This is a genomic window from Clostridium sp. 1001270J_160509_D11, from assembly GCF_015667935.1.
Taxonomy (GTDB): Bacteria; Bacillota; Clostridia; order Peptostreptococcales; family Peptostreptococcaceae; genus Intestinibacter.
Map to the genome: position 1 here is coordinate 1 of NZ_JADPET010000088.1, position 11751 is coordinate 11751.

Genomic DNA, 11751 nt, shown 5'->3' on the forward strand with positions numbered 1-11751 from the left:
TTTTAATTTATATTAAAATTACTATTTAAATATATACAAAATTATATTATTACAAAAAAAACAGTAAATAAATTATAAAAAATAATTTTTATTAGAAGGAATTTAACAAAAAAAGTCGAATTATGTATAATAGTATTTGACAAATATGTATTATAAGGTAAAATAGAAATGTTAATAAAAAATAACACCGGAAGGTGATAAATTTGAATGATTTAAAAGATATTATAGAAGAAATAAAAAGTAGATGTGACATTGTAGACGTAATATCAGACTATATGCAACTTAAAAGCTCGGGTTCAAATTACACAGGATTATGTCCATTCCATTCAGAAAAGACAGGATCTTTTATGGTCAGTAAGTCAAAACAAATATACAAATGTTTTGGATGTAATGCTGGTGGAGATGTAATTAGTTTTGTAATGAGATATGAAAATGTAGACTTTATGGATGCTGTGAAAATATTAGCTAGAAGATGTGGAATTACTTTAGAAAGAAATATAAGCGAAGAAGAAAAGCAAAAAATACAAGAAATAAATAAATTTAGAGAAATTCACACAGAAGCGGCAAGATTTTATTTTGCAAATTTATTAGGTACAAAAAATCCAGGATACGAATACCTAAAGAAAAGAGGATTAAGCGATAAAATAATCAAAAAATTTGGATTAGGATATTCGCTAAATTCATGGAATAGCCTGATGAATTATTTGCTTGCTAAAGGCTATGATAAAACAGATTTAGTAAAATGTGGTCTAGTTACTCATAAAACTGAGACAAATAAGTATTTTGATAGATTTAGAAATAGAGTAATGTTTCCTATATTTAATTACAATGGAAAAGTGATTGGATTTGGGGGGAGGGTACTTGACGACTCGCTTCCTAAATATTTAAATTCACCGGAGACTTTAGTCTTCAATAAAAGATTAAATTTATATGGACTTAATATATCTAAAAAAAGTATAAAAGACGATACATTAATCCTAGTTGAGGGATATATGGATTTAATTTCACTTTATCAAAATAATATAGAAAATGTTGTAGCTACTTTAGGGACGGCTTTAACAATAGAACAAGCGAGATTAATTAGAAAATTTGCAAAGAATGTTATTATATCTTATGATTCAGACCAAGCAGGGCAAAATGCTACTTTAAGAGCAATTGATATTTTGCTACAAGCAGATATAAAAGTAAAAATATTAAATTTAAAAGATTGCAAAGACCCGGATGATTTTATAAAGAAATATGGTTTTGAAGGGTATAAAAAGGCAATGGAAGATTCAGACTATTATATTAAATATAAAATAGATATATTAAAGAAAAAATACAATTTAAATAACGATAGTCAAAAAATGAGCTTTGTAGAAGAAGCAACTTTTATGTTGAAAAAATTAAAAAGTCCTATAGAAAAAGATTTATACGCTAAATATTTGAGTGATTTAACAAATATAAGTATAGAATCAATTAGAGCTAGTGTAGGAATAAAAGTAAATAGCAATTATAATAAAACTAATAAAAGAAATACAAATGTTCATAAAAAAATAGAACAAATGTCAAAAATCCAAGATGGTTATCTAAAAGTAGAAGCTAAGTTTATAAAGTTATTGATGGAAAACAAAAACTTGAGAGAATCTGTATTACAAGATATAAATGAACAACAGTTTTTATTTGATGAAACAAAAGAAATTTTTAATTACATAATTAAAAATAGAGAATTGGACAAAATAACTATTGACAAAATTAAAAGTTTAAACATATCTGAAGAATATGTAAACAATATACAAAATATCCAAATTGAAGAAATTAATACTTATACTCTTGAGAGCACTAAAAACATAATTAAACAAATTAAGAAAAATATAATAGACAATGAGATAAAATCAATGTCCTATCAAATAAAAGAGCTATCAAGCAAGCTTGAATTATTGAAAAAAACCAATGGCAATACGAAAGAGGTAGATGAGAAAATTATGAATTTAAGTTTAGAAATTTTGAAAAAAGAAAAAATAAAAAAAGACTTATAGAAAGGAGGAGAAGTATTTATGGCAAGTAAAAAAGACAATAAAAGGTTAACGGCAAAAACATTAATAGACAAAGGTAAAAAGCAAGGTTCTTTAACATTATCAGAGATTATGGAAGCATTCTCGGAGACAGAACTAGACAAAGACCAAGTAGAAAATCTTTATGAAACACTTGGGAACTTAGGTATAGAAATAATAGAAGATAAAACTCAAAAAGCTGATGTTGATTTTTCTGATAATGATAACGATTTAATGGTAGACGATCATTTTGATGGAGTATCTGATGACGAACTTAAAAAAGAAGACGATGTAGAAATGGATAAAATAGACTTATCTCTTCCTAAAGGAATAAGCATAGATGACCCAGTTAGAATGTACCTTAAAGAAATCGGGAAAATTCCTCTTCTTAAACCGCATGAAGAAATAGAATATGCAAAGAGAATGATGGAAGGCGACGAAGTAGCAAAACAAAGATTAGTAGAAGCCAACTTAAGATTAGTTGTAAGTATAGCTAAAAGATACGTTGGTAGAGGGATGCTATTCCTTGATTTAATTCAAGAAGGAAACCTTGGATTAATAAAAGCTGTTGAGAAGTTCGACTATGAAAGAGGATTTAAATTCAGTACTTATGCAACATGGTGGATAAGACAAGCTATAACTCGTGCTATAGCTGACCAAGCTAGAACTATAAGAATACCAGTTCATATGGTAGAAACTATAAATAAATTAATAAGAGTATCTAGACAATTACTTCAAGAATTAGGACGTGATCCAAAACCAGAAGAAATTGCAAAAGAAATGGATATGTCTGAAGAAAAAGTAAGAGAAATAATGAAGATAGCACAAGATCCTGTATCTTTAGAAACACCAATAGGTGAAGAAGAAGATAGTCATTTAGGAGACTTTATACCAGATGAAGATGCTTTAGCACCTGCAGAAGCTGCTGCTTATTCTCTACTTAAAGACCAAATAGAAGAAGTACTTGGCTCATTAAATGAAAGAGAACAAAAAGTATTAAAATTAAGATTTGGTTTAGAAGATGGTAGAGCTAGAACGTTAGAAGAAGTAGGTAAAGAATTTGACGTAACTAGAGAGAGAATTAGACAAATAGAAGCTAAAGCACTTAGAAAACTTAGACATCCAAGTCGTTCTAAGAAATTAAGAGATTATTTAGACTAAGATAAGAATTCGCCTGAAAAGGCGAATTTTTAAATTAATAATTATTTATAAATACACAATTTAAACTAGAGAGGATGAAATATTTGAAACTTACAGACAGACTATTAAAGATTGCATCATTAGTAGATAAAGATAAAAGATTAGCAGATATAGGTACTGACCACGGATATATACCAGTATACCTTTTAAATAAAAATACAATACAATACGCTATTTTAGGGGATGTAAATAAAGGTCCTTTAGATAATGCAAAAAAAGAAGTTATGAGAAATAACTTAATAGATAAAGTTGACTTGAGATTAGGTTCGGGAATAGAAGTTCTAAAACCAAATGAAGTAGATGAAATAATAATAGCAGGTATGGGTGGTATGCTTATAAACGATATATTAAAAGCAAATGAAGCAGTTGCACACACAACTGAAAAGCTAATACTTCAACCTATGCAAGCTCCAGAAGAACTTAGAATGTTCTTATACAAAAATGGATACAAAATAATAGATGAACATTTAGTTAGAGAAGAACACAGATTATACGAAATAATAGAGTGTAAATATGAAGGATTAAAGGAGCAAGATATAGAACCTATTTACTATGAAATAGGTCAAAAATTAATAGAAAAACAAGATCCTCTACTTAAAGATTTTATAGGAAATAAAATAAGAATAAACGAAAACATATTAAGAAAATTAGACGGAAAAGATGGAGATGCAGTTTCTCATAGAAAATCTATTATAAATAAAAAGATAGAGGAATTAAATGATTTATTGAATAAATAAGGAGGAATATATGAAACTTCGAAATTTAATTAATAAAATTGAAAGCAAATATCCTACTAATTTAGCATATTCATGGGACAACGTCGGGTTATTAGTTGGAGAATACGAACAAGAAGTAAAAAAAATATTAGTTACATTAGAAGCTAATGAAAAAGTAGTAGATGAAGCAATAGAAAAAGGTGTGGACTTAATAATAACTCACCATCCATTTATTTTTTCAAAAATAAATAGAGTTAACTCAGGTGATTTAAAGGGAAGACTTATCTTAAAATTAATAAAAAATGATATAAGTCTTTATTCAATGCATACAAATTTTGATATTGCAAAAGACGGACTAAATGACTACTTTATGGAGATTATGGGCTTTGAAAATTGTGAGATACTAGAAGAGACTCACAGAGAAAAATTATATAAACTAGCTGTATATGTTCCAAAAGGTTATGAAGACGCTATTAGAGGCGTTTTAGGGCAAAATAAAGCAGGTTATATAGGAAACTATAGCCACTGCACTTTCAACATCTCAGGAACAGGTACATTTAAGCCAGAAGAGGGTACTAATCCGTTTATAGGAAAGATAGGCGAAGTTGAGAAATCAGATGAAGTTAAAATAGAGACTATTGTGCCTAAAAGCATACTAAATAAAGTAATTAAAGAAATGATAAAAGCACATCCATATGAAGAGGTAGCATATGACGTATATGAACTTCAAAATGAAGGTGAAAAACAAGGTCTAGGAAGAATTGCAAACTTAGATTCAGAAATAACTTTAGAAGAGCTTGCAAACAAAATAAAATATACTTTAAATATGGATAAGATAAGACTAGTTGGGGATTTAAATTCTAAAATAAAAAGAATTGCACTTTGCACAGGTGCTGGATCTGACTTAGTTAAATTATCAAAAATAAAAGGTGCTCAAGTTTTAATAACTGGAGATATGAAGTATCACGAAGCACAAGATGCTCTAGATATAAATATGAATGTAATTGACTGTGGACACTTTGACACAGAAGATATATTCAAAGATGTTATGAAGAGATTTATAGATGGCTTTGAAGAATTTGAAACAATTAAAAGTGATATTTATCTAAATCCATTTAAAATAATTTAATTTAAATATAAAAACTGTTGACAAAATTTACAAAACTGAATACTATATAAGTATGAATAATATAACTTAAATCCTTTGAAAAGGAAGAGTAGTTAAATTTAGGTTCAATATAGAGAGTTGAGGATGGTGGAATCTCGACAAGAAGAAATTTAATGAATGGGCCTTAGAGGAGTAAATTGAAATCAACTTTTGAAAGTAGACTTTACCGTGATCGCACGTTATAGCGAAAGAGTATGTTAGTACTTTAATAAGAGGTATATATTTATATACAATCTAGGTGGCAACGCGGATATTATCTCCGTCCTATTAATATAATAGGACGGAGTTTTTTAATTTTAAGAAAAATTAATATAAAAATACAAATTAAACAAATTTATAAACTTTCAAAGTGTTGATAAATTTATAATAAGTATCGAAATGAGGAAAAAAGGAGGTGTTAAAATGTTGTGAACTCCATTAGAAGGACTTGAGAAGATTGAATTTAAAGAAAATTTCAAAAATAAGAATTTTAGGAGGGTTTTAAAAAATGAGAACAAAAACAAATACGAGAAAATTAACATTAAATGCGATATTATTAGCTATGGGGTTAGTACTACATCAAGTAACACCACCTATATTTACAATTAAACCAGATACAACATTGATAATGTTATTTACACTTATGGTTATAAATAGAGATAGTTATAAAACTTGTTTAGTAGCAGGTATTATAGCAGGAATATTTGCAGGAATGACTAGTGCATTTCCAGGAGGGCAAATACCAAATGTTATAGATAAATTTATAACTACAAATATAATGTTTTTAGTTATGACACTTTCATATAAACTTCCTTTTATAAAATCTTTAGGAGATAAAGTTAAAGATATAATAGTTACAGGTATAATGATGGTAGTAGGAACTTTTGTAAGTGGAACAATATTTTTAACAGCAGCTCAAATAATAGTCGGGCTTCCAGGAAACTTCACAGTGTTATTTATGTCAGTAGTAGTTCCAGCTGTAGCTATAAACTTAATAGTGGGAGTATTGATTTATAAAATAGTAAATGTAACTGTTCAAAAGGCAATATTAAATGCTTAATAAATATAAAATAATATATTAAAATCAAAATGAAAGAATACTGTTTTATCAGTGTTCTTTTATTTTTGATTTTAATAATATAAGTATAAAATATAAGTTAATATAAAATTATTGAGAAATTTATGTCAATATATTAAAAAAATTTAATATTATATAAAAATATGCTCCAAAATACTTGTAAATAAAGGCAAAAAGAAAATATAATATAAGGTATATAGGGATGTAAATATGATTTGCTCTTTTATACGATAAGGTTTATAGGGGGGGACTTTATGAAATTTTTAAATAGAAAGAGTTATTTAATTGACTTTGTTGGGGTTTATATTTTAATAATAGGGGGAGTTTTTACTGTTTTAAAAGATATGAATATATATTATATGTATCTTATCCTAATTATAATCAATGGAATAATTGGAATGTTTGCGTATATTATGAGTATTGTAACACTAAGCACATCAGAAGACGGTATTTATAAGGATTTAGCTAGAATTTTTGGAATAGTCTCAATAACGAATGCATTATTTGCAATATATGTATTTGATAATTTAAATTATGATACTTTAAATAAAGAAATTGAAATTACGCTAGTTAATTTAGGCGTACAAGCTTCACTATATATTTTATTTGTGTATATTTATAGTAAAAAAAATAAAATATATAAATTTAATAATATTGCTAATGTAATTGCGATATTTATACCAATACTTTATATACTTATAACTTGGACAAGCATAATACCTGATATATCTGATTATGTTAAAAATATATTTTGCAGTATTTTTTTAATCAAGTATATATATTGCATCTTAAAAATAGATAAGTTAAATAAACAATTTTATAATTATAACACTATAAGAGATATGAAGATTTTATTTATATGTAGAATTATCATATTATTATTTATGATTTTCTTAGGTGCTGTAGAATTTACAAATATATATCCACAGACATCATTTGGCAATAAGCTCAACTGCATAGGGCTTATATTTTTAAATTTTATTCATGTATATTTAGTATATACTATATGTTTTAGAGATATTATAAAAAGACCAAATAGAAATCTTTACTACAATTTATTAGATGAAAGAGAAAAACTAAAACAAAATATAGAAAAAATAGAAGAAGTAAATTTCAATATGGAATACTACAAAATAATCTATGAACAGCTTTTAAAAAACATGCCCAGTGGGATAATAATATCTCACAAACACAAGATAATGTTTGTAAATAATAAAGTACTAAAATTATTTAAATTAGATTCTGAGGAAAATATAATAAATAAAAATATATCGGATTTAATTTATAAAGAAGATAGAGAAAAATACGATAAAACAATAAAATCTATAGATAAAAACGAAAAAAAAGAAAGTGTAATTCACACTAGATTTTCATATAATAACGTGATGTTTGAAGCACAAGAAATAAGATTTTATGAAACTGTACATCAAAAGACATTTCAAGTTTCCATAATAGACAGTATAGAAGACAAGATAAAATTAGAAGATGCCAAAAGAGAATTACAATTAAGAGATGTAATGGAGAAAACAAGGGATGAAGTTTTGTCAAATATATCACATGAATTTAAAACACCTGTAAATGTAATATACTCAACCGTTCAAATACAAGATTTAAACCTACAAAAAGGAGATTATGATAAAATTTTAGAGTTTAACAAGCTTATAAAGCAAAACTGCAATAGACTTATTAGACTTATAAATAACTTTATAGATTCTACAAAACTAGAGAATAATAAAGTTGAAATACATAAAAAACGTGTAAATATAGTTTCTATTACAGAAGATATTACAATGTCTGTTATAAATTTTGCTAAAAGACAAAAAATAGATGTAGTATTTGATGCAGAACAAGAAGAATTATATTGCGATATAGATATAGACCAGATGGAAAGAATAATGTTAAATATACTTTCTAATGCTATAAAATATAATAATCCAAATGGCAATATAGATGTGATTGTAAAAGACCGAAAAGAAAAAGTATATATAGATGTTATAGATAGTGGAATTGGAATACCTAAGGACAGAATAAACACTATATTTGACAGATTTGAGAGAATGGAAAACAAAAATGCTGTAATAAAAGAAGGAAGTGGCATCGGACTTAGTATAGTCAAAAAACTTGTAGATGCTTTAGATGGAGAGATAAATATAGAAAGCGAAGTTGATAAAGGAACTACAGTAAGACTTATTTTCAAAAAATCTAAAAATCAAAATGGAATAGAAGAAGTATACGATATATCACAACATTTAGAAGAAAAGGTAAATCTAGAAATGTCTGATATTAGCTGATAATATTTCTTGATTTTATATAAAATATTATTTTTTAAAATACAAATACTATTACTAATTTAAACTGATGAGGTGATTAGTGATGTTTTGTTGTGATGATAAAAGAAAAAAACAACAGGAATGTTGTTGTAAAGGCCTAGTAATAGGTGGTATACTTGCCGTTGCTTCCATAGTTGTTGTAAAAATATGCAAAAAAATAAAATGCAGAAAAATAGAAAAGATAATAGAAGAATTAGAAATGGAAGAAATGGACGAAAAAGATAAAGGAGAAGACGATACAAAAAAAAATACAGAATATGATCCAGAATTAAAAGAAAAAATAGACGAATTTAATTCTAGAAGACTGACAACAGAAAATGAAACTCTACATGAGAGATTATAAACTACAGTTTAAATCAAAATAAAAATAAATAAGTATTAAAACAAATACTTAAAAAACTAAACAAAATAGATATGTTATAATTTAATTAAAAAGATTATGGCATATCTATTTTTATGTATAATATTAAAATTAAATATATAGGGGGAATCAAGGTGGATATGAAAATTTATAATAATAAAAATGAAATTGATACATCTAATTTTAGAGCATGGGCAGAAATTGATTTATCAAAACTTAAACACAACGTAGAAGTTATAAGAAAACTTTTGCATGATGATGTAGATATAATTGGTGTTGTAAAAGCTAATGCATATGGTCATGGAGATATAGTTGTATCAAAATATCTTGAGAGTATAGGTGTAAAACATTTTGCAGTTGCTTTTATAGAAGAAGCTATAAAGCTCAGAAAAAGTGGGATAAAAGGTGAAATAATAATTTTGGGATGGACCCCTTGTTGTCGAAAAGACGAATTAATCAAGTATGATTTATGTCAAACATTAGTAAGCGAAGAATATGCAGAAGAATTAAATAAACTACCAGGCGTAGTAAAGGGATATATAAAATTAAATACAGGAATGAATAGATTAGGCGAACCAAAGGAACATCTTGATTTAATAAAAAAGATGTTTGATTTAAATAATATTCAAATAGAAGGAATCTTTTCTCATTTATCTAGATCAGACAGTAATTTAGAAGTTGATATAGAATTTACTAAACAACAAATTTCCAACTTTGACTTTATATTAAATAAATTAAAAGAAGATGGGTATAACCCTAAAAATATACATCTTCAAAATAGCTACGGAATAGTCACTTATAGGGATTTACATTACAACTTAGTCAGACCAGGTATAATACTGTATGGAGTTCCAAGCGACCCATTAGACGATACCTTAAATCATCTTCCAGATAATATGAAATTTGAGGCGACACTTTCTCTTAGATGTAAGGTAGCTATGGTAAAAGAAATAACACAGGGAGAGTCAGTCGGCTATGGAAACAACTACACTGCCACAGAGCATGTAAAAGTAGCTACTATAACTATAGGTTATGCAGATGGATTATCAAGACTTATATCTAAAAAAGATATGAAAGTCTTAGTAAATGGAAAATTTGCAAAACAAATAGGAAATGTATGTATGGACCAAATGATGATTGATGTAAGTGGGATAGATGTATGTGAAGGCGATATTGTTACATTAATTGGACAAGATGGTGATAATTATCTGTCTGTAAATCAGATAAGCTTACTTAGCAATACTATAACTAATGAGACACTTAGTGTTATAGGTGAACGTGTTAATAGAGTATATCATTTATAAGATAAACGTATAAAAAGTATTCCTGTATATAATAAAATTATAGGAATACTTTTTATATAAACCATATAAAAATAGCATGTCTTATTTTTAATAAAATATTTTCGATATAAAATGAATATGTTCATTTAATATACTAGCGCCGATAAAGATTAAAATAACTCCACCTATAATTTGAGCGTAATTTTTAAATACAGAGCCTAATTTTTTACCTATTAATACTCCTAAAAAGCAAACGATTAAAGTTATAAGAAAAATACTAAAGCAAACAGGAAAGATTGATATACTTAAAAATGCAAAACTCACACCTACAGCTAGTGCATCTATACTAGTAGCGATAGATAATATAAGAATTTCTTTATTGTCTATTGTCGATATACTTTTCATATACGTGTCTTTTTCAGATTCATTTTTAAAATCTATTCTATTGCTTTCAACAGCTTCAAGAATCATTTTAAGACCGATAAAAGATAGTAAGAAAAAAGCTATCCAGTGGTCGATAGATTTTATGTAAGATTCAAATCTAATTCCTAAAAACCAACCTATAAAAGGCATTATACCTTGGAAAAAGCCGAAAGAAAATGCAATTTTAAAAGCAATCTTGGAATTTATATTTTTTAGAGTTATACCTTTAGTTACAGAGACTGCAAATGCATCCATAGAAAGTGCAAATCCAGTTAAAAAAATATTAAGAAAACTCATAGAGACCTCCTTAGATAAATTGTATATTCGTGTATATTTTTTGAGTGATTAGACCAAAATATACCTAGAATTAGATGTAAATAATTTATCTAATATGTAAATATACATAAAAGAATATATAAATAAATATGAAATTTTTTTTATATCTATTCTTAGTAAAATACAAAGGAGAGGTTTTAATATGAAAAAATGGGTATGTACAGTATGTGGTTATATATATGAAGGTGAAGAACCACCAGAAAAATGTCCAGTCTGTGGTGTTGGAAGTGATAAATTCATAGAAAAAAAAGATAAGTTAGATTGGGCAGATGAACATCATGTCGGCTCTGCTAAAGGAATTGACGAAGAATTAGTAGAAGACTTAAGAGCAAACTTCTTAGCTGAATGTACAGAAGTAGGTATGTATTTAGCCATGGGTAGAGTTGCAGATAGAGAAGGATATCCAGAAATAGGTGCAGCTTACGATAAAATAGCAGGAGAAGAAGCTCTGCATGCTGCTAAATTTGCAGAACTTCTAGGCGAAGTAGTAGAACCATGTACAAAATCAAATTTAACTGCTAGGGTTGAAGCTGAGTATGGAGCTGCTGAAGGTAAATTAAAATTAGCTAAAAAAGCAAAAGAATTAGGACTTGATGCTATACACGATACAGTTCACGAAATGTGTAAAGACGAAGCTAGACATGGTAAAGCATTTTTAGGACTATTAGAAAGATATTTCGGCGAATATAAAAAATAAAATACAAAAGGTATGGGGTATATTTTTATATCCCATAACTTTTGTATTTAGATGTAATTTAAAATTTACTTTTAAAATTATTTAAAAATACTTAAATCATTCCAAATTAGTTTTTGTGAATTTCAATATTATATAATTTTAATATAA

Annotated in this window: 10 protein-coding genes and 1 other annotated feature; of the genes, 9 read left to right on the top strand and 1 reads right to left on the bottom strand. The window is 26.8% G+C overall.

The window, feature by feature from the left end:
• The first annotated feature begins 203 nt into the window (after positions 1-203).
• The 8 genes from dnaG (at position 204) to vanT (ending at position 10169) form a co-directional block, all read left to right on the top strand.
• Positions 204-2018 carry a DNA primase gene (gene dnaG / locus I4U58_RS09035; RefSeq protein ID WP_195930972.1) on the top strand — a complete coding sequence of 605 codons (1815 nt, stop codon included), beginning with the start codon at positions 204-206 and terminating at the stop codon, positions 2016-2018.
• Positions 2019-2036: 18 nt separating this feature from the next.
• Positions 2037-3194, top strand: coding sequence for an RNA polymerase sigma factor RpoD (gene rpoD / locus I4U58_RS09040; RefSeq protein ID WP_195930973.1), 1158 nt, complete (start codon positions 2037-2039; stop codon positions 3192-3194).
• A gap of 83 nt (positions 3195-3277) precedes the next feature.
• The gene (locus I4U58_RS09045; RefSeq protein WP_195930981.1) at positions 3278-3970 is read left to right on the top strand and encodes a class I SAM-dependent methyltransferase; all 693 of its coding nucleotides are present in this window, start codon (positions 3278-3280) and stop codon (positions 3968-3970) included.
• 10 nt (positions 3971-3980) lie between these two features.
• A complete protein-coding gene (locus I4U58_RS09050) occupies positions 3981-5078 on the top strand; it encodes a Nif3-like dinuclear metal center hexameric protein (protein ID WP_195930974.1) in 1098 nt (365 codons plus the stop codon).
• 66 nt (positions 5079-5144) lie between these two features.
• Positions 5145-5387, top strand: a binding site (T-box leader).
• A gap of 217 nt (positions 5388-5604) precedes the next feature.
• Positions 5605-6156, top strand: a complete 552-nt coding sequence (locus I4U58_RS09055) for a tryptophan transporter (RefSeq protein ID WP_195930975.1) — start codon at positions 5605-5607, stop codon at positions 6154-6156.
• A gap of 272 nt (positions 6157-6428) precedes the next feature.
• Positions 6429-8465, top strand: a complete 2037-nt coding sequence (locus I4U58_RS09060) for an ATP-binding protein (protein ID WP_195930976.1) — start codon at positions 6429-6431, stop codon at positions 8463-8465.
• A gap of 82 nt (positions 8466-8547) precedes the next feature.
• Positions 8548-8847 (top strand): hypothetical protein, encoded by a 300-nt coding sequence (locus tag I4U58_RS09065; RefSeq protein ID WP_195930977.1) that lies wholly within the window; start codon positions 8548-8550, stop codon positions 8845-8847.
• A gap of 158 nt (positions 8848-9005) precedes the next feature.
• Positions 9006-10169: a serine racemase VanT catalytic subunit gene (vanT, locus tag I4U58_RS09070; protein ID WP_243269597.1), complete on the top strand. Its 1164-nt coding sequence runs from the start codon at positions 9006-9008 to the stop codon at positions 10167-10169.
• Positions 10170-10256: 87 nt separating this feature from the next.
• On the opposite strand, the gene I4U58_RS09075 is transcribed toward vanT, so the two are convergent.
• Positions 10257-10868, bottom strand: coding sequence for a manganese efflux pump MntP family protein (locus I4U58_RS09075; protein WP_195930979.1), 612 nt, complete (start codon positions 10866-10868; stop codon positions 10257-10259).
• Between the two features lie 181 nt (positions 10869-11049).
• Here I4U58_RS09075 and I4U58_RS09080 point away from each other — a divergent pair, with 181 nt between their 5' ends.
• A complete protein-coding gene (locus tag I4U58_RS09080) occupies positions 11050-11604 on the top strand; it encodes an NADH peroxidase (protein ID WP_195930980.1) in 555 nt (184 codons plus the stop codon).
• Positions 11605-11751: the final 147 nt, after the last annotated feature.

Excerpts from the sequence above, each read along its gene's own strand:
- rpoD (WP_195930973.1), top strand. The coding sequence starts at position 2,037 with ATGGCAAGTAAAAAAGACAATAAAAGGTTAACGGCAAAAACATTAATA.
- I4U58_RS09050 (WP_195930974.1), top strand. The coding sequence starts at position 3,981 with ATGAAACTTCGAAATTTAATTAATAAAATTGAAAGCAAATATCCTACT.
- I4U58_RS09055 (WP_195930975.1), top strand. The coding sequence starts at position 5,605 with ATGAGAACAAAAACAAATACGAGAAAATTAACATTAAATGCGATATTA.
- I4U58_RS09060 (WP_195930976.1), top strand. The coding sequence starts at position 6,429 with ATGAAATTTTTAAATAGAAAGAGTTATTTAATTGACTTTGTTGGGGTT.
- I4U58_RS09065 (WP_195930977.1), top strand. The coding sequence starts at position 8,548 with ATGTTTTGTTGTGATGATAAAAGAAAAAAACAACAGGAATGTTGTTGT.
- vanT (WP_243269597.1), top strand. The coding sequence starts at position 9,006 with ATGAAAATTTATAATAATAAAAATGAAATTGATACATCTAATTTTAGA.
- I4U58_RS09075 (WP_195930979.1), bottom strand. The coding sequence starts at position 10,868 with ATGAGTTTTCTTAATATTTTTTTAACTGGATTTGCACTTTCTATGGAT.
- I4U58_RS09080 (WP_195930980.1), top strand. The coding sequence starts at position 11,050 with ATGAAAAAATGGGTATGTACAGTATGTGGTTATATATATGAAGGTGAA.